Below are 17,574 nucleotides of genomic sequence, written 5' to 3'. Positions count from 1 at the left end.
CAATTGCTGCACTACCGCCCTGCTGCACGGCCTTTCATGCGCGCCGTGCGCTACTTCAACTGCACTTGCTGGACACCGTTAAGTCCCACCACTACCGCACTTTTCGCACCGGTTGCCACAATGCCGGACAACGTCGTCGGGCGCGGCACGCGAATGGTCGTGAAACGCTGCGTGGCGAGGTCGCCATACAGCAGGCTGCCGTTCTGACTGACCAGCATCAGCGCGCCATCGCTGCCGGTGGCAGCACCCGTGACCGACGCGGCCAGACCGGTATCGATCCGGCTCCAGTTTTTTCCAGCATCCGTGGAACGGTAAGCAGAGCCGCGCAAACCAGCCGCCACGATGGTGTCACCCCTGCCAGCCAGACTGAAGAAGCTGCCGGTATAGCCGGTTTCAACTGCGGCAAAGCGCTGCTTGCTCCGGTCCAGACGAAACACGATGCCTTTCTCCGACGCCATGAAAATCTCGTTGCCGATACCCCGTATTGCATTGAGGTGCAGCAGGGTTTCATAGTCAATCTTTTCGATCCAGGATTGCCAGCTCTTGCCGCCGTCCGCAGTAAACAGCAAGGTACCGAAAGAGCCGCATACAAAACCGTGCTGCTCGTCTTCAAACCAGACATCGAGCAGCGCCTGCTCGGGGCCGCTTTCATAATTGAGCTTCATTTCAGCCAGCAACCGCTTGCCGGTTTCGTCGCCGGCGTCTGCCATTTTCTGGAAATGCGCAATCAATTGCACCGCCGCCTGGCGGCCATCGAGTTGCTTGACCCAGGTCAATCCGCCATCCTTGCTGTGCAACACCACGCCGTCATGACCAACCGCCCATCCGCGCTGGGGCGTCGGAAAATGCACTGCCAGCAGGTCTGACGATACCGGCGCCAGACGCTGGGTCCAATGCGTGCCTTCATCGTCGGAGGTAATGATCAGTCCGCGTATGCCCACCGCCACCAGCCGCTTGCCGGCATGGGCGATGGCTGACAACTGCGTAGTGGTGGTCAGCCTGGTCGGCAGCGCCGGCACATCCAGGGGATCAGCGCTGCCATTGCGGGCAGCCTGGGCCGGCAACGATAACGACAGCAGACAACAAATGATGCTCAGAAAAAAAGACCGCCGCACAAAAAACTCCTTACTGTTGAATACAAGCCTGCTGCCGGACCGCGCAGCAGGCTGCTTGAGTACTCGCTGCGGCAAGCCCGCAGGCTTGCCGTGAACGCTACTCAACGTACGCCAGATCCCGCCAGTGAGTCAGGGGTGAAATAGCTGGGCGGGAACTTGTCCATCGTGATGATCCCGTACTGGTCCGGACGGCCTTGTGGCTTGGTCTGGAAGCCGTAGATGCCGCGGCTCAGGTCATACAGAATGAACGAGACGGTCTTCGGACCCGGTTTGTCGTATTCCTGGATTTCAGGCAAATGCATCATGTGATGAACCTTGCCCGAGTGATCCAGAGCGTAGTACACCGGTGCCGTCCAGCTGTCTTCGTCGATCATGAAAATCTTCTTTTGCTGGATATGACGTTCGCCTTGCTTCAGCGTGCCTTCCACCATCCATACCCGGTGCAGTTCCCAGCGCATGAGCTCGGGATTTTCATGGTTCTTGGACATGGTCTCTTCGAGCGTACCGGCCAGCATCTTGTAGGCGTTGTACGGCAAGTACATTTCCTTCTTGCCGATCAGCTTGAAGTCGTACTTGTCCATGCGGCCATCGAAACCAGCGATTTCATCAAAAATCAGCAAGCCGCCGGACGTGGTGGAGACCGTGTCGTAGGTGAACTCTGGCGCACGCCGCACCCGACGTTGTCCGGGAACGTAGCTCCAGGCCATGTCTTCATGCAGATCCTGACGCAGGAAAGCCGAACGCAATTGCGCCAGCCCCGCTTGTGATGCCGGTTCCTTGCTGCGCGACAGCAGGCTGCGGTACGGCTTGTCTTCCGGCAACGACGTCAGCGAGTTGTCCCAATACAGGTTTTGCGTGTCCGCTACCTGATACGACGCGCGGGTAAGCGTACCCGACGAATCCATCAGGCCGGCATCCAGGCCGAAACGGAATGTGACCGGTTCCCAGCGCAAAATCATGTTCCACATCACTTCGTAACCGGTCTTGGGAATCGGGAACGGGATCTGGGCATGCGCACCGGTAATGCCTGGCGCATTGCCGACCAGCTTCGGATTCATGATGCGCTTGAGCGTGTTTTCATACACCCACTTCGGATGACACGAGGTGCGGTGCGTCTGGTACACGTTCATTGCGTAAGTGTCCGGATAACGCTTGAACAGTTCCTTGGTGCCGGCGTCGACCTTGTCTGCATACTGGCTCAGGTTGGCAGCCGTGATGCGAAACAGCGGCTTTTCACTGGCAAACGGATCGACGTAAGGACCACCACCGGCGGCGCCCATCTTTGGCTTGTAGCCGGCAGGCGGACTGCACAAGCCACCTTCCCAGGAAGGAATCGTGCCATCCTTGTTACCGGCCTTTTCAGCGCCGGTCGGTGTCAGCGTGGTACCCAGTTGCTTGACTTCTTCGGCCGTCGGCGCGGCCAGTATCTGGCCGGCGAACAAGGCGCCGGCTGCCAATACCATCAGATGCTTTGAATAATGCATGAACTATCTCCTACATTTCTGTTGTATATACCGGGACGAGATGTCCCGGTTGTAGACTGCCTGTGTGAAATGAAGCGGCTGCTTCAGAATGTTGTCTTGAACGTGAAGAAGACCCAGCCGTGATCGTTTTGTACTGCCGTGCCGTTAGTGGTAGTCACCACGCCGGTCGCCGGATTGACCTTGTATGAGGCCTGGGTGTCGGCGTATTTGAGCGAGAACTCATACTTCGAGTACAACGTGCCGGTGATACCTGCTGACCACGACAGTGCACCTTCGTTGCCGCCGCCGAGCGCCGGTCCGTTACCCTTGATCTGATAGGCCAGCGAAGTCGGCATCGAAATATCCCAACCGGGCAATGCCTGTGGCCACGATGGCGTAAAGCCGACGTTGATGCCAATCGCATCTTTGGTCGAACAACCATCACTGCGATCACGACCGGCAGGACATGCATAGCCTTCACCATTGAAGCGGTCTGCGTGGCTGGTTACGCTCAGCAACCGGCTGTAGTTCAATTCAGCCTGCAGCGTGCCCCCCTCCCACAACGCTGTCCGCGGCAGCAGATAGACGCCGTTCACCAATGCATGCATGGTGTTTCCGCGTGGTCCTTCCGCTTCGTCATACGTCGCTGAAACACCATTGGCTGGTCGCACCGTATAGGATGAGGCATTGAGCGCGGTGTTCTTGCGGTATGAAAGTTCGGCCCCCACACTGACGGTAGCGACGTTTGTCGTGAAGCTCAGACCGTACAATTCCGTATCGCGCGCATATACCAAACGGATGCTTGGGGTCGGTGCCAGCTGAGTGATGCCCCATGGCAGCTTTTCACCGAAGCGACGATAGTAAAAACCTGCCGTGCCAGGGATAAAGCTCGGGCTCCAGCGCAAATTCACGCCGAAGTCACCACGTTGATCAGGTTCGATATCAGGACCATTCGGGACGCCCGCCGCCGCATAATCTGAACGCGATGAATCGCCCGAGGCGAAGTAGGTACCGCCTGGCACCAATCGGAATGGCTTCCAGGCAAACGCATATTGCGCGCCGACGGACAGTTCATTCGTCAACTGCCATTGACCCGATACCTGCTTGCGCGGCAGGAACAGTTCCTTGGCTTCAGCACCCGGACTTGTCGCCGACTTGATGGTATCAATTGCGCTCATTGAGTACGCGATGCTGTTGCCCGCCGAATACAGCGACTCGCCCCAATAAACCGTATGTTGACCCGCTTTCAGATTCAGGGTCGTACCGCCCAATTCGAACGCGCCGAAAACGAAAGCATCAAGTATCTCGCCGGAAGGACCGTGGATGTAGCGGTCGGCATAGCCGTTGTATTTGTCGCCGGCGTAATTGCCCGAATTGGTCAACGCCGGATTGCGTACCGAACTGCCGTTGTATGCATCGTCATACCATGCAGCGCCACTCACGCGGAAACCGTATTTTCCTTTGTAAATCATGTCGAGTTCAGATACCAGATCCACCCGATTCGTGACTACATCGCCGCGTTTGAAGCGACCTTCGGTTTCGTCGTTGCCCGCACTTTTATAAAACGCATCGTTGACGCCTCCCGTGCGCACACCGACGTTGTAGCGGATGCTGTTATCCCAGCGCAATTCCACATCCGGGTTACCGACATCGATACTCATCGCTTGAGCGCCACTGCTCAAAAAGGCCATCGCGATTGCTACCGAGATGGTCGATTTGGCGGGTACGAAGCGATCTTCAAAATACTGTCTCATTCGCTCTCTACTCCTCATTTTTTATGGTTGTAAGTCTCCAATCAATGACCAGAGCCGGGTGATTTTGATGTGCTCTGAAAACATGTCATTAATTACTGACGATTCGTCAGTTATTAGAAGTAGGCCACAAATAAAAGTCAGCGTCAACCTGGAATTAAATATTTTTTACGTGCCAGACGAGAATCGATAGCAAGCCTGAATCCCTTTACTGCAAAGGCTTTCAGATGACCACCATGTTTCTCGCGGACGTGCAGACACCGCCCCGATCACGCGTGACCGGGGCGGAATTTGAGGAACGGCTTGTTAGCGAATCCGCTTCAGAATGCGCTCAAGAACATTTTCAGCGGGTCGACAAAATAGTGATATGCGGCCAGCGGAACTGCCGTCACATCAGCAGCCCTGACCGGTACAAAAAAGATGACGACGAATACCGTCAGCAGCATCGCCAGCACGATGATGAAAATCACGTGGTCGACGACATTCCACTCCCGCATGCGATTGCGAAAATTGCTGGTGTTATTTGCCAGTGGATGCAAATGTCGATGCGACACTTGCTGCCCCAGGAGAAATTCGACCCGACGCTGCTGACTGAGCACAGCCCCGCCGGGCAGCATCAAGGACGACGCCATCCTGATCTGCGACGTATCGGGCACGTGCTGTTGTGGCCTGCGTGCGTATCTGCCATGACTGAGTGCGACACGGTTTTTCATGCTTGTCTCCTATGGGCTTGCCAGATCGAACAGGCCATCCCGGATTTATTAAACAGAATAACTGATTAATTATCATTTTTTAGAAGAATAGCCAAACTGCAGCTCTCGTGTCAAATCAAATCATGCATGGGCAATCAATCGTTCACGGAAAATTGTGGCAGTTTCGATACGCACTGCCGGCGGCCGCCGCAACAATCCGGGATGCGCCGGCCGCAGTCGAAAAAACGCCTTCAGGCAGCTGCGCGTGCGAGCGCAATCGCCGCACCACATAAACGTCGTGATGTGTCAAAATAACTGCTTGTCAGTTTTGTATATGTCATGATTACTGCATCGAATTGAAAATGAAACGGAATCTACATGGAATCGGAAATCCAGCACAATAAGCAAGGCCAGGCCTTGGGACGCAAAGGTCAGGAAACCCGCGCCCGCCTGATGGAAGCCGCGCGCCGCTTGCTGCGCTCGCAATCGCCGGTGGAACTGACCACCGTGGCGGTGGCAGCCGAGGCCGGCACTTCCCCTGCCAGCTTCTACATGTATTTTGACGATACCAAGGACATCCTGTTTGCGCTCAGTGAAGTCGCCGGGCAGGACATGGAAAAGATTCACGCCATTTTCGATCAGCCGTGGGAAATCGATCATGCCGAGAAACATGCAATCGATGTCATCGATGCCCTCAACGAAGTGTGGAACAAACATCGTGCGGTTCTGCGCTACCGGAACCTGGAAGCGACCCGCGGCGACCGCCGTTTCGAAGAATTGCGGATGAATACATTCATTCCGTTCATTGAGCGCTTTGCCGAACGGATTTTGTCGATCAACCCGGCCCAGGGCACCCGCAAACGCGCCGACGCCTTTGCCGAAGCATCGATTCTGCACGGCGCCATGGAACATATGGCCGCCACCGATCCGGAAGTCATGGAACGCGGCCTTGGCGCCAAGCGTATCAATGACAACATGGCGCGCATCGTGGCCCTGATCTTGCGTGGCGGGCTACCACCGACCGTGCTGGGCGAACCCGGCCACAAGACCAACATGCAAGGCGAGAAGAAGACCGCCGGCCGCAAGCCTGTCAGCGCCAAACCGGCGGCCGCCCCGGTTGCGGCCCCGGCAGAGAAAAAGCCGGCCGCCAAACGAACCGCGGCAAAAAAGCCCAAACCGGTACCACTCGGCTGACCTGCGCGACAAGCCTGATCCCGTCATATGATTGCAACAGCAGACCTCGCCAGGGCGAGGTCTTTTTTTTCAGGCAGCCTGACGCCGTTCGTGCCCGGCCAGACGTTCCAGATGAAAATGTGAACTGCCGAGCGCGTACTCGATAGTCGTCATGCGCTTGAAGTGGTGACCGACAACATACTCCTCGGTCACGCCGATACCGCCATGCAACTGGATGGCTTGCCCACACACGAATTTGCCGCTGCGGCCGATATGGATCTTGGCGGCTGACAATGCCCGCTGCCGCTCCTCTTCCGGCAACCCCATGCAAGACAGCGCCTTGTGCAGCATGCCGCGCGACAATTCCAGTTCGATCAACATCTCGCTCATGCGATGCTGCAGTGCCTGAAAAGTATTGAGCGTCACGCCGAATTGCTTGCGCACCTTCAGATAGTCCCGGGTCAGCCACAACGCCTTTTCCATCACGCCGATGGCCTCGGCACACAAGCCGATCATGGCATGTGCATGCCCATGATCAAGCGCCCCATACGCGTCGCCGATTCCGCCCAGCAAGCCGCCCGCCTCGATGCAGACGTTGTCGAATTCGATGTCGGCACACCAGCGATTGTCCAGCAGACGTACGTGCCGCACCGTCAATCCCGGCGCATTGCGCGGCACCACGAACAGCGTGATGCCATGCTTGCCGGTGAGATTGCCGGAGGTGCGGGCCGAGACAATGAAACTGTCGGCAACGTTGCCGCCGACGATCAGTGATTTCTTGCCGGCCAACACCCACTTCCCGGTACCGTCGGGGGTGGCCGTGGTGGCAACGTGGGACAGCAATCCGCGCGCCGCATGCTCGCCGTGCGCCAATACCGGCAGTGCAGTACCGCCGGCCAGATCCGGCAACAAGCGCTCAGCCCAGGCGGCGTCGCCGGCAGCGGCAATGGTCTGAGCGGTCAGTACCGCCACCGCCCAATACGGTTCGACGCACAACACGCGTCCCATTTCTTCCATCAACAACGCGGTTTCAATGGCCGAGGTTCCCAGGCCTCCCTGCTCTTCGGGAATCGCCATACCCAGCCAGCCAAGATCGGCCATCGTGCGCCAGCGTCCGGCGTCATAGGCACCCTGCGCCACCAATGCGGCACGTGCATCGAATGCACATTGTTCCTCCAGAAAGCGACGCGCGCTGTCCTTCAGCATCTGCTGCTCTTCAGTGAGTTGGAAATCCATGGTCAAAGCTCCAGAAATGATTTGGCAATGATGCTGCGCTGTATTTCGTTGGCACCGCCATAGACCGTGGTGGCCCGGCGATACATGTAATCAACCGCAATGCCGGGAGCATATTCCGGCCCCGGTACGGCGAGCGCTGCCGCGCCATCTTCGCGATGCATGTCCGGATAGAAATAGGCGCCATAGTCGCCCAGCGCTTCCATTTGCATCTCGCCGATTTTCTGCAGCAACTCGGATCCACGGACCTTGAGCAAGGACCCGACCGGCAGGTCAGTGCCGCCCTTGCGCTCATACAGCGCGCGCAAGGTCAGCCATTCCAGTGCCTGCAAGTCAACCTCCAGTTGCGCCAGGCGGGCCGCAAAGCCAGGGCTGTCGATCAGGCGTCCGGCACCGTCCCGTTCGCGACTGGCGATGTTGCGCAATTGCTCAAGATTGCGCTTGTTACGCGGCCATTCCGCACTGAACGCGCGTTCCAGATCCAGCAGCGATTTGGCATAGGTCCAGCCTTTGCCCTCTTCGCCGACCAGATAGCGGCACGGGGTACGCACATTATCGAAAAATACTTCATTGAGACTGTGACTCTCGCCGATATCAATGATCGGCCGGATAGTGACGCCCGGTGCATCCTTTTCTACCAGCAGCAGCGAGATGCCGCGGTGGCGCGCCTCGGGATCGGTCTTGGCCAGCAAGAAAATGAAATCGGCGCTTTCCACGTACGAGGTCCATATCTTGTGACCGTTGATCACGTATTCATCGCCATCGCGAACTGCGCGTGTCGACAGCGACGCCAGATCAGAGCCGGCATTCGGTTCAGAAAACCCCTGTCCCCAGAACACGTCGCCGTTGAGGATCGCCGGCCCGAATTGCTGCTTCATCTCGTCACTGCCGACGGCCATGATGATCGGCCCGATCATCTTGAAGCCGGAGGTGTCGATCGGCGGCGCGCCGGCGGCGAAACATTCATCTTCAAAAATGAACTGCCGTACCGGCGACCAGCCGGTGCCGCCCCATTCGAGCGGCCAGTTCTGACCTGACCAGCCGCGCTGATTGAGTATTTTGGTCCAGGCACGCTGGTCCTCGCGCAAGAAATGAAAGCCAGATCTGGTGCGCTCAGCCATGTCGGCCGGCACGTGCTCGCGCAAGAATGCCCTGACCTCTTTGCGAAACGCGAGGTCCGCAGGATCAATATCGAAATGCATTTGAAACTCCTGAAAATTGGATATGCCGGAAACAGTGACGGCAGCCTGCGCAGCAACGCCAGCGGCCTCCCGGCCGATGCTTAACTCTGGTTGAACGGCAAACCTTTATCGGGACGGTAATCCTGCGGCAAGCCAAGAATGCGTTCAGCCAGGGTATTGACGAGCACTTCGTCGGTGCCGCCGGCAATGCGCAAGCCGGGGTCCATCCAGGACCTGGCAAAGTCGGTGGTTTGCGACGCTTCCGGATCGAAACGCACGCCGTCGGCACCTGCCAGATCCAGCGCCATCGCTCCCAGACGCTGGCGCGTGCGGCCCAATAACAGTTTGCGGATCGCACCTTCCGGTCCCGGCGTATTGCCCGCAGCCAATGCGCCTATCGCGCGCGCATGAATGGAACGCAGTCCTTGCCGTTCGATGAATGCCTGGGCAATCACGTTGCGCACCTCGCCATCGGCCAGCGCCGGCTGGCCATTGATTTTGGCGCCACGGGCAACTTCTACAAATGCATCCAGCGTCGGCCCGTAACCGGATTCGTCGGTGACTGCATAGCGCTCTATCATCAGCGTTTCCACGGCAACCTTGAAACCGGCACCGACTTCGCCCAGACGCTGGCTGTCCGGCACAAATACGTTGTCGAAGAACACTTCATTCAAATCCGGTTCATTGACCAGACGCCTGATCGGCCGCACCGTGATGCCGGGCGACTTCATATCGAGGAAGAAATACGTCAGTCCGGCATGCTTGGGCACACTCGGATCGGAACGCGCCAGCACCACGCCCCAGTCACTGATCTGGGCCCAACTGGTCCATACCTTCTGGCCATTGAGCAGCCAGCCATCGTCTTTTCTTTCCGCCTTCAGACGCAGTGCCGCCAGATCGGTGCCGGCTGCCGGCTCCGAAAACAGTTGACACCAGATCTGGTCGCCGCGCAAGGCTGGCCGGGCCAGCGCCGCGCGGTAATCTTCGCGCGCATGGCGCAAAAAGATCGGCAACGGATTGCTCAGGCTGATGCTGAAGTAAGCCAGCGGCAAGTCGTATTTCATCTCTTCTTCACAGAAGATGATCTTTTCCAGTTCGGTACGACCGGCGCCGCCGTATTCCACCGGCAATGTGATCCCGGCATAACCGGCATCGTATTTCAATGCCTGCCAGCGACGCGCCAGCGCCAGGCTCTGTTCGAACGGCAACTGATGTCGCGCCGGCCCGGAAAAGTCCGGCGCATGTTGCGCCAGCCAGTCGGCCGCCGACTGACGATAGGCCTGCAAATCCGTATTTTCGATTTCGCTCATGGGTATTCCTTGGTCAAATGCCGTCCTTGCTGAGGATGGCCGGAGCAGTCTTGGCAACGTCAAAGCCGACTTCAGCCAACAGCCGTTCACGCCACGCCATTGCACTGCCGATTTCCACTGCCAGTGCCCGGGAGCTGCGATAGTGGTGATGCGGCATGGCTTCCCAGGTCACGCCGATGGCGCCGTGGGTCTGAATGTTTTCGCGCGCGGCCACTTCATAAGCGTCGATGGCAGCCAATCTCGCGGCTGCCGCCAGACCGGGCCAGCGCCGGTCACCGCGCTCCAGCGCAATCAATGCATCAAGTGCGCAGCCGCGTGCAATTTCAATACGCACATACATGTCGGCCAGCTTGCCCTTGATGGCCTGAAAACGTCCGATCTGCTGGCCAAATGCCTTGCGTTCCAAAGCATAATCACGCGCCATGTTCAAACAGGTCTGGGCACCGCCGATCTGGGCAAACGCGGTTGCCAGTGCCACCAATGACAGCACCTGCCAGATCGCATCCTGAGCCTGACTACCGTCGGCCAGCAACATCGCTTCGGCAGCATCGAATTCGATCACGGCAGCAGCACGGCTGTTATCGATGGCGGAAACGATTTCGCGGTGTACCCCGATCTGCCCCAGCTCCACCAGGAACAAGCCGGTCTCGGCGCCGATGCTGGCAGTGATCAGCGCATAGTCCGCCACTGCGGCAAAGGGCGTGACGGCGGTACTGCCGATAAGGCGGCCATTGGCATAACGCATTTCCGGTGTGGCTGCCGCGCCGGCATCGCCGCTGCGCGACAGCGCCATACAGCTCAGTGCTTCGCCGCTGACCAGGCTGACACCGACAGTTGCCCCCGCAGGGCCGCCCAATCCCGACAACAACGACTCTGCCACGGCGGCACTGGGAATCAATGGCAAGGACAGCGCATGCTTGCCGGTTTCCTCGGCCAGTACGCAGATGCCGCGCCAGCCGAGGCCTAGCCCGCCGTGCTCTTCAGCCGCCGAAATCGCCGGCCAGCCGAGCTTGACTGCGCTGTCCCAGGTCGTGCGATCAAAGGAACCCGGTTGCTCCAGCAGTTGCTTCAAATGCTCGGCAGTGACACTTTCGGTCAAGAATCGCTGCGCCTGGTCGCGAATCATCGCCAGGTCTTCATTCTGTTCGGTCAATTCCATACTTTTATATTTCTCAAATAACGGCGTTGCATTCAGACAGGCTTCGTCCCAAGCTCTGGTGCCGGAGTAAACAGCGGCAGAAATACATCCCCTGCAGCTTCGAAGGTCACTTCTACACGCTGGCCGATAAAGACCGATTCCGGCGCGATGCCAACGATGTTGGTAGTCAGGTTCAGCCCTTTTTGCTCATCCAGACCAACGATGGCAATCACGTAAGGCACCTCGACGCCGTCGGTCCAAGGCTGGTAATTGAGCGTGAATGCCTCTACCGTCGCCCGGCCCGATAATTCTTGCGGCGCCAGGTTGCGACTGAGACACTGCGGGCAGATTGCGCCGGCCGGATGCTGCCAGTACTGGCAGTCCAGACAGCGCTGCATGCGCAGCTTGCCGTCCGCGCCTCCGGTCCAGAAAAACGTATTGAGTTCCGTCAGCAATGGCAACGGACGCGTGGGTCCCGGCACGGATTTCATGATATTGGTCTCCTCGATTGAGCCAGCTTGTGCGTCGTCATCGTTTCGTCAGTTTGTCGGACATGCCTGTCAACGCTACCATGCTGACACCACCATCGACCAGCATGCTTGACCCGGTCATGTAGGAAGCCTCGGGTGAAGCCAGGTACAGCACCGCCGATGCGATGTCGGCAGGCAGCCCCGGGCGTGGCACCGGAAAATTCTGTGCAATCTGCGCCGCCTGCTCGTCACTGACCTTGTCCTTCATCCGATCTGACGCAATCATTCCCGGCTCCACTACATTGACCAGGATGTTCTGTTGTCCAAGCTCCAGCGCCAGGCCGCGCGCGAACGCGTTCAGATATGCCTTGGAAGCAATATACGGAATGATGCCGGGCATATATGTGCGATTGGCGGTGGCCGATGAAATAAATATCAGCCGCCCCTTGTCTTGCGCTTTGGAAAGATGCGGCGCTGCCGCGCGCGCGATCCAGAACGGCGCATGGATATTGCTTTTCACCAGATAGTCATAATCTTTCTCCGGCATGTCCAGCACCAGGCCATGGCCATTGTCGGCGGCGCAACTGACGACGATATCGACACCGCCATGGCGGCTCACCGCCTGCTCGAACATTGCCTTGACCGCCTCGGGGTCCGAGATATCGCCTCCGACCAGGCTGGCCTTGCCGCCGCGCGCCAGGATCGCGGCCACCGCTGCATTGCCATGGCTTTGCGTTCTGGCCGACACCACCACCGCGGCGCCTTCATCGGCGAACGCCTCGGCAATGGCGCGACCGATGCCTCTTCCGGCACCTGTCACCAGCACCGTTTTTCCTGAATATCGTGTTCCCAAGTCTCCCCCTCTGTCGGGTCGTTGTGTTATTTCAGTTGACGCGCATCTGTTTTTACTTAAAACTGATACTTCGTCATTTATATTGATCTTGTTTCGATGCACTGTCAAGCGTTCGAACACATTGATATGCGTCACTGGCGCGACCCCAGAACATAAGCACGTAAGCACAACGTTGCATTTCCATATCTCACAATCGTTTAGGTAAACCAGATGGAGAATTCCCCGTACCGCCATTTGTTCAGCCCGATGCAGATCGGCAATCTGAACTTGCGCAACCGCATCGTCATGGCGCCGATGTCAACCAATCTCAGCGCCGACAACGGCGCCGTCAGTGCACGCCAGATCGCGTTCTATCGCGCCCGGGCAGAAGGTGGCGTCGGCTTGATCATTGTTGAATTCTGTTGCGTCGATGCGGCCACTGGCAGATCCGAACATCGTCAGATGACACTGGAGAATGCCGCCAACCTGGACGGCCATCAGCGTCTGGTGGAAGCCATCAAGAGCGCTGGCGCTGCTGCCTGCCTGCAACTGCAGCACGGCGGACAAGGCGCGGTGCGCGGCTTGCTGGCAGACGGCATCGCCGTTGCGCCGAGCGACGTGGTATCGCGCAAGGACCCGGCCAAACTGGCCGCGCGTGCGCTCCGCCACGACGAGATCGAAGCGCTGATCGAGTGTTTTGGCCGCACCGCCGACCTCGCCGTCAAGGCCGGTTACGACGCCCTCGAACTGCACGGTGCCCATGGTTATCTGTTGACCTCGTTCCTGTCACCGATGACCAACCAGCGCGACGACTTCTGGGGCGGCGATGAAGACCGCCGCCTCAACTTCGCCCGCCGCGTGATCGCCCGCGTGAAGCAAGCCCTGGGTGACAAGCCGCTGATCTACCGCTTGTCGGCAGATGAGTTCAGCCCCAAGGGACTGAGCATCGAAGACACCGAGCGTATTGCGCCGTTGCTGGTGGCAGCCGGTGCCTCGGCTTTGCATGTGTCCATCGGCACCGGCTGGACCGGTCTCGACAAGGTGATTGAACCGATGTCGACCCCCGAAGGATGGCGCCTGCCCTATGCCAAACGCATCCGCGCCGCCGTCGATGTGCCGGTGATCGGCGTCGGCCAGATCCGCTGGCCGGAGACCGCCGAGCGCGCCCTAGCCGCCGGTGATGCTGACCTGATTGCGCTGGGCCGGCCGCTGCTGGCTGATCCGGAATGGGTCAACAAGGTGCAGCGGGCCGAAGTTTCTGCCATTCGTCCTTGCACCTCGTGCAACTATTGCATCAGCATGCACGCAGGTGAAGGCGGCCATATTGCTTGCGCCGAAAATCCCCGTACCGGTCGTGAACTGGATGCCATTCCCGATGCCGGCCAGTTGCGCGGGCAGCGGGCCGTTGTCATCGGCGGCGGTCCGGGCGGCATGGCAGCCGCATTAATGCTGCAACAAGCCGGTTTCAACACTGATCTGTATGAAGCACGCAGCATGTTGGGTGGCGGCCTGATTGCATCGGCGGCGCCACCGTTCAAGGAAAAACTGGGCTGGTATCAAGACTATCTGGAACAACAGATCAAGCACAGTAATGTCAACGTCATGCTCGATACGCGCGCCGACTTTCGCCTGATCAGCCAAGACCGGCCGGCCATTGCCGTGATTGCCAACGGCGCCCATGCAGTGCACTTGCCGATCGCAGGCATTGACGGCCCGGCGGTACTCGACGCTTACGAATTGCTGATGGGCGACAGCTCAAGCCTGCCGCCGCCCGGTGCCTTGCCGCTGGCGGTCTATGGCGGTGGCGAAACCGGTTGCGAAACAGCGGAATACCTGAGCCAGCGTGGCTATCAGGTGGTACTGATCTCGCGCTCTGCGGCACGTGACCTGGCGCGCTCGGCGGAGTCAGTCTATCGCGGCGTGCTGCGCACGCGGCTGGCAGGCAATGCGTCGATTCGCATCCTCGACAACACGACCATCGAGGCCATCAGCGCTGATGGCACGCTGCAGTTGCGCAGCGCCGATGGCCTGCTCAGTACCTTGGCCAGTGCCGGCCTGTTGGTGGCTCAGGGACGCAAGCCGGATACCACACTGATCGGGCAACTGATCGACGCCGGTATCGCCGTGACCGCCATTGGCGATGCGCGGCGCGGCGGACGCATCGGCGATGCGGTCAATCAGGCATACGGCGCAGTGGTCGCCATTTGCGCTACCGCCGCACCAGCTTCCGAACTTGCCTGCTGATGGCATTACTTTTGATCGATATGGATTCGCATGACAATCACACCCAACCCTCTGCTTGACCTGACAGGAAAAATTGCGCTGATCAATGGCGGCAGCCGTGGTATCGGCTTGTCGATAGCCAAGGCGTTTGCCGCCAATGGTGCGCACGTCATTATTGCCAGCCGCAAACAGGAAGCCTGCAACCAGGCCGTGGCGGCGATTGTCGCCGCCGGCGGCAGCGCGCAAGCGCACGCCTGCCACATCGGCGACACCGCACAGATCGAAGCCCTGTTCGCCGCCATCGGCGAGCAGCATGGCCGCCTCGACATCCTGGTCAACAACGCTGCTGCCAATCCCTATCAGGGGCCGATTGTCGAGACCAGCTTGTCGGTGTATGAAAAAACCATGGACGTCAATGTCCGCGGTTATTTTTTTAGTTGTGTGCACGGTACCAGATTGATGGCGTTGCATGGCGCCGGCGGCAGCATCATCAACGTCGCCTCGGTCAACGGCATCATGCCCGGCATGGGACAAGGCATCTATTCGGTGTCGAAAGCGGCGGTCCTCTCGATGACGCTGGCCTTCGCCCAGGAATGCATTGGCAGCGGCATCCGCGTCAATGCACTGGTGCCGGGGCCGACCGAAACCCGTTTTGCCGCACCGGTATTGCAAGACCCGGAAGCCATGCAAGCACTGCTGCCGCGCTTGCCCATGGGGCGGCTGGGCCAGCCGGATGAAATGGCCGGAGCGGCGTTGTATCTGGCGTCGTCGGCGTCGAGCTATACCAACGGCGCCAGCATCACCGTGGATGGCGGCTTCCTGCTGGCCTGAGCGTCAGCTCATTGGTTGCGGTCGCCCAGCAGGCATTCTTGCGAAGCCGACGCAACCAGCGTGCCGTGGCGGTCATAGATGCGCGCATTGGTCAGCGCGCGCTGCCCCGCAGCATTGGTGCTTTCGGTAGAAAACAGCAACCACTCGTCGGCGCGGCAAGGACGATGAAACCACAGCGAATGGTTAAGGCTGGCGACATAAAAATGATCCAGCGCATCCTTGAGCGCGACATGCGGCGTCATCGCGGCGGAAATCAGCCAGTAGTCGCTCAGATAGGCCAGCGCCGCCTCCTGTGTTGCCGGCGCATCCGGTAACGGCTGGCGGGTACGGATCCAGTAAGAAATACGGGCCGGACCATGCGATTCGGTGAAATGACGTTCGGCTTCGACCATTCTGATTTCAAGGCCGGGACGCGATATCCATTGCCAGTCGGGATGACGGCCCTGACTTTGCAGGTCAGCGATCAATTGCGGTAACTCGCTCAACTCTTCCGGCGCCGGCACCAACGCCAGCGGCCGGGCTGCATATTCGCGACCATCCTGTTCGCTCTGGAAACTGATCTGGGCACTGATCAGGATACGGCCGCCTTGCGTGGCTTCGACATGGCGTGTCGAGAAGCGTTTTCCCTCCTGCAGGGTACGCACGCGGTAATCGATATGCGGACCAATCAACCCGCCCTGCGCAAAGATGAGTTGCAAGGCGGTAGCGCGACGCGGCTGTATCAGTGTCGCCTGTGCCGCCGCCAGCGCCTGCCCCAGCAACTGGCCGCCAAAGATTCTGCCGTTGCCGTTATGATCGTGATACCGGCTCTGAAAATGACTGCTGCCGGCATCGGCCTGACCGCCGCGCGACGATTCCGGACGCAACTGCAACAGGCCGTCGATATCGAGACCATTCCAGGCCGCTGTGTCATTAGTGCTTTCCTGCATATCGTCTCCCGCTGCATGGATGTGAAATTACCCGCATGACGCCATTTACATCCGTTCGAAAATCGCGGCGATTCCTTGTCCGCCGCCGATACACATGGTGGTCAAGGCATATCGGCCGCCACTACGCTGCAATTCATACAGCGCCTTGACCGCGATGATGGCGCCGGTGGCACCAATCGGATGGCCCAGGGAAATGCCGGAGCCGTTCGGATTGACCCGTGCCGGATCAAGACCGAGTTCATTTGCCACGGCACAGGCCTGCGCCGCGAATGCTTCGTTGGCCTCGATCACGTCGAGCTCGGCCACGCTCAGGCCGGCGCGCTCCAGCGCTTGCCGGGTGGCCGGTACCGGGCCGATGCCCATGTATTTCGGATCAACCCCGGCATGCGCGTAACTGACCAACCGGGCCATCGGCGTCAGTCCGCGCCGACGCGCTTCACCGGCTTCCATCAAGACCAGTGCCGCAGCGCCGTCATTGATGCCCGATGCATTACCGGCAGTCACGGTGCCGGACTTCTGGAATGCGGTGCGCATTGCCGCCAGTTGTTCCAGCGTGGTGCCGGGACGCACGTGCTCATCCTCGTCGAATACAACCTCCCCTTTTCGCGAAGCGCTCACGACCGGCAATATCTGGCTGCGAAACCGCCCCTCGGCAATCGCGGCGGCAGCACGCCGATGCGACTCGACCGCCAGTTCATCCTGTTGCTGGCGCGAGATGCCATAACGCTCTGCCACGTTTTCGGCGGTCACACCCATGTGGATTGCATGAAACGGATCTTGCAACGCACCGATCAGCATATCGATCAAATGACTGTCGCCCATGCGCGTTCCCCAGCGCGCAGCCGGTGCCAGATGCGGCGCCCGGCTCATGGACTCGGCGCCGCCGGCGACGGCGATCTCGGCATCGCCAAGCAGAATGCTCTGGGCGGCGGAAATGATGGCCTGCAGCCCGGAGCCGCACAAACGATTCAGGGTCAACGCCGGCGCCTGCTCAGTCACGCCGCCCTTGATGGCGGCAACGCGTGACAGATACATGTCCTGCGGCTCGGTATGGATGACATTGCCGAACACGACCTGGCCCACATCGTTGCCGCTGACGCCGGCGCGTGCCAGGGCCTCGGCAATCACCTTTGCGCCCAGCGCCGTTGGCGCATGATTTTTCAGTCCACCGCCAAAATCCCCGATGGCAGTACGTACTGCACTGACGACCACGACTTCCCGCTTCATCTCACT

The 17,574-nt window shown here is 59.2% G+C and carries 15 protein-coding genes; 3 read left to right on the top strand and 12 right to left on the bottom strand.

From position 1 onward, the window contains the following. Positions 1 to 50: 50 nt before the first annotated feature. From AKL27_RS00825 to AKL27_RS00810, 4 genes are all read right to left on the bottom strand, one after another. Complete coding sequence (locus AKL27_RS00825; protein ID WP_050460666.1) at positions 51 to 1,115, bottom strand: WD40/YVTN/BNR-like repeat-containing protein; 1,065 nt, start codon at positions 1,113 to 1,115, stop codon at positions 51 to 53. A 101-nt stretch (positions 1,116 to 1,216) separates the two neighbouring features. Next, positions 1,217 to 2,599 (bottom strand): DUF1329 domain-containing protein, encoded by a 1,383-nt coding sequence (locus AKL27_RS00820; protein WP_050460665.1) that lies wholly within the window; start codon positions 2,597 to 2,599, stop codon positions 1,217 to 1,219. Positions 2,600 to 2,682: 83 nt separating this feature from the next. Beyond that, complete coding sequence (locus tag AKL27_RS00815) at positions 2,683 to 4,332, bottom strand: DUF1302 domain-containing protein (protein WP_198155844.1); 1,650 nt, start codon at positions 4,330 to 4,332, stop codon at positions 2,683 to 2,685. Positions 4,333 to 4,649: 317 nt separating this feature from the next. Beyond that, positions 4,650 to 5,042: a hypothetical protein gene (locus tag AKL27_RS00810; RefSeq protein ID WP_157056736.1), complete on the bottom strand. Its 393-nt coding sequence runs from the start codon at positions 5,040 to 5,042 to the stop codon at positions 4,650 to 4,652. A gap of 357 nt (positions 5,043 to 5,399) precedes the next feature. Between AKL27_RS00810 and AKL27_RS00805 the strand changes: the two genes are divergently transcribed. Then, the gene (locus AKL27_RS00805; protein WP_050460663.1) at positions 5,400 to 6,215 is read left to right on the top strand and encodes a TetR/AcrR family transcriptional regulator; all 816 of its coding nucleotides are present in this window, start codon (positions 5,400 to 5,402) and stop codon (positions 6,213 to 6,215) included. Positions 6,216 to 6,284: 69 nt separating this feature from the next. Here the strand turns inward: AKL27_RS00805 and AKL27_RS00800 are convergent, their stop codons facing one another. The 6 genes from AKL27_RS00800 to AKL27_RS00775 form a co-directional block, all read right to left on the bottom strand. Beyond that, positions 6,285 to 7,430: an acyl-CoA dehydrogenase family protein gene (locus AKL27_RS00800; RefSeq protein ID WP_050460662.1), complete on the bottom strand. Its 1,146-nt coding sequence runs from the start codon at positions 7,428 to 7,430 to the stop codon at positions 6,285 to 6,287. Between the two features lie 2 nt (positions 7,431 to 7,432). Next, a complete protein-coding gene (locus AKL27_RS00795) occupies positions 7,433 to 8,629 on the bottom strand; it encodes an acyl-CoA dehydrogenase family protein (protein WP_050460661.1) in 1,197 nt (398 codons plus the stop codon). Between the two features lie 80 nt (positions 8,630 to 8,709). Continuing rightward, complete coding sequence (locus AKL27_RS00790; protein WP_050460660.1) at positions 8,710 to 9,918, bottom strand: acyl-CoA dehydrogenase family protein; 1,209 nt, start codon at positions 9,916 to 9,918, stop codon at positions 8,710 to 8,712. A gap of 13 nt (positions 9,919 to 9,931) precedes the next feature. Further along, positions 9,932 to 11,077, bottom strand: coding sequence for an acyl-CoA dehydrogenase family protein (locus tag AKL27_RS00785; RefSeq protein WP_050460659.1), 1,146 nt, complete (start codon positions 11,075 to 11,077; stop codon positions 9,932 to 9,934). Between the two features lie 32 nt (positions 11,078 to 11,109). Beyond that, positions 11,110 to 11,547, bottom strand: coding sequence for a Zn-ribbon domain-containing OB-fold protein (locus tag AKL27_RS00780; RefSeq protein ID WP_050460658.1), 438 nt, complete (start codon positions 11,545 to 11,547; stop codon positions 11,110 to 11,112). A 37-nt stretch (positions 11,548 to 11,584) separates the two neighbouring features. After that, positions 11,585 to 12,514, bottom strand: coding sequence for an SDR family NAD(P)-dependent oxidoreductase (locus AKL27_RS00775; protein ID WP_198155843.1), 930 nt, complete (start codon positions 12,512 to 12,514; stop codon positions 11,585 to 11,587). A gap of 75 nt (positions 12,515 to 12,589) precedes the next feature. On the opposite strand from AKL27_RS00775, the gene AKL27_RS00770 reads away from it, so the two are divergent. Then, a complete protein-coding gene (locus AKL27_RS00770; RefSeq protein ID WP_050460656.1) occupies positions 12,590 to 14,602 on the top strand; it encodes an oxidoreductase in 2,013 nt (670 codons plus the stop codon). Between the two features lie 30 nt (positions 14,603 to 14,632). Next, positions 14,633 to 15,412, top strand: coding sequence for a glucose 1-dehydrogenase (locus AKL27_RS00765; RefSeq protein ID WP_050460655.1), 780 nt, complete (start codon positions 14,633 to 14,635; stop codon positions 15,410 to 15,412). 8 nt (positions 15,413 to 15,420) lie between these two features. Here AKL27_RS00765 and AKL27_RS00760 read toward each other — a convergent pair whose 3' ends face one another. Both AKL27_RS00760 and bktB read right to left on the bottom strand, forming a co-directional pair. Beyond that, positions 15,421 to 16,341: an acyl-CoA thioesterase gene (locus AKL27_RS00760; protein WP_050460654.1), complete on the bottom strand. Its 921-nt coding sequence runs from the start codon at positions 16,339 to 16,341 to the stop codon at positions 15,421 to 15,423. 45 nt (positions 16,342 to 16,386) lie between these two features. Beyond that, on the bottom strand, positions 16,387 to 17,568 hold the full coding sequence (gene bktB, locus AKL27_RS00755) for a beta-ketothiolase BktB (RefSeq protein ID WP_050460653.1): 1,182 nt from the start codon (positions 17,566 to 17,568) through the stop codon (positions 16,387 to 16,389). Positions 17,569 to 17,574: the final 6 nt, after the last annotated feature.

The organism is Herbaspirillum autotrophicum (genome assembly GCF_001189915.1).
Classification (GTDB): Bacteria; Pseudomonadota; Gammaproteobacteria; order Burkholderiales; family Burkholderiaceae_D; genus Herbaspirillum; species Herbaspirillum autotrophicum.
This window is presented reverse-complemented; position numbering and strand designations above follow the sequence as displayed.

Coding starts and splice junctions, on each gene's coding strand:
- AKL27_RS00760 (WP_050460654.1), bottom strand. CDS start 16,341: ATGCAGGAAAGCACTAATGACACAGCGGCCTGGAATGGTCTCGATATC.
- AKL27_RS00780 (WP_050460658.1), bottom strand. CDS start 11,547: ATGAAATCCGTGCCGGGACCCACGCGTCCGTTGCCATTGCTGACGGAA.
- AKL27_RS00765 (WP_050460655.1), top strand. CDS start 14,633: ATGACAATCACACCCAACCCTCTGCTTGACCTGACAGGAAAAATTGCG.
- AKL27_RS00805 (WP_050460663.1), top strand. CDS start 5,400: ATGGAATCGGAAATCCAGCACAATAAGCAAGGCCAGGCCTTGGGACGC.
- bktB (WP_050460653.1), bottom strand. CDS start 17,568: ATGAAGCGGGAAGTCGTGGTCGTCAGTGCAGTACGTACTGCCATCGGG.
- AKL27_RS00785 (WP_050460659.1), bottom strand. CDS start 11,077: ATGGAATTGACCGAACAGAATGAAGACCTGGCGATGATTCGCGACCAG.
- AKL27_RS00810 (WP_157056736.1), bottom strand. CDS start 5,042: ATGAAAAACCGTGTCGCACTCAGTCATGGCAGATACGCACGCAGGCCA.
- AKL27_RS00790 (WP_050460660.1), bottom strand. CDS start 9,918: ATGAGCGAAATCGAAAATACGGATTTGCAGGCCTATCGTCAGTCGGCG.
- AKL27_RS00800 (WP_050460662.1), bottom strand. CDS start 7,430: ATGGATTTCCAACTCACTGAAGAGCAGCAGATGCTGAAGGACAGCGCG.
- AKL27_RS00815 (WP_198155844.1), bottom strand. CDS start 4,332: ATGAGACAGTATTTTGAAGATCGCTTCGTACCCGCCAAATCGACCATC.
- AKL27_RS00820 (WP_050460665.1), bottom strand. CDS start 2,599: ATGCATTATTCAAAGCATCTGATGGTATTGGCAGCCGGCGCCTTGTTC.
- AKL27_RS00770 (WP_050460656.1), top strand. CDS start 12,590: ATGGAGAATTCCCCGTACCGCCATTTGTTCAGCCCGATGCAGATCGGC.
- AKL27_RS00795 (WP_050460661.1), bottom strand. CDS start 8,629: ATGCATTTCGATATTGATCCTGCGGACCTCGCGTTTCGCAAAGAGGTC.